1 pseudogene is annotated in these 706 nt (G+C 51.3%); it reads right to left on the bottom strand.

The features are described 5' to 3' along the window. Positions 1-706: pseudogene (locus ACR0EL_RS22325) on the bottom strand (hypothetical protein); the annotation flags it as partial.

Here is a 706-nt window from a genome sequence, read left to right as displayed (position 1 = left end):
AGCATAGGCGCTGGTGCATCGGAATAGACTTGCAAACGAATTTCTTCGCCCAGTCCGATTGTGGCCTTGTAGATTTCAAACCGAGGTTCGACCTCAAGGTCCGTCAGGCTCGCCGTGATCATTGACCAAAACTTTCGATCTTTCACTGTGACGGGTTTGTATCGGCTGTTTTCAAACCTGAAATACGCAGCACCACCAATTATGCCGAATGGAGTGTAGCCACTCGATCCTGCGCCCAACCCTTCGACAGACCTGACGATGTTGCCAGTCAGTGTATTGGATTTAGCGTCTTTCCTGAGTTTCGCCTGTAGCCAGACCGTATGCTCGCCGCTTTCGTAGACCCAACTAGAATTATCGAGTTTTCTGGCCAGTTGTTCGGTCTCTTGCACAGCAACTCTTTTTGCAATTGGACGAGCAGCTTCACTTATTCCGTCCTGCAAAACACCTTCTCGGGCATCGCGTGTAAAATCTGCATCCACGATCGAACGACGCACCCATCCTTCGCCCGAATCCGGCAGGTACGGCTTGGCCCCCTCACGCCAACGCTTCTGCCTTTCGCGTTCAACTTCTTCCGCGGCTAGCTCCGCCTGATACAAGTTGAACCGCTGATTAATCGTGTCGACATATCCGTTGAAGGACAACCTGCCTTCGACTTTCTTATCCTGCTGATAATAATCCAGACCTACGACAACCACGACGGCAATCA

The sequence above is a fragment of the Ruegeria sp. AH12 genome (assembly GCF_056541465.1).
The sequence above is the reverse complement of the archived record's forward strand: the minus strand, read 5'-3'. Positions and strand labels throughout refer to the sequence as shown.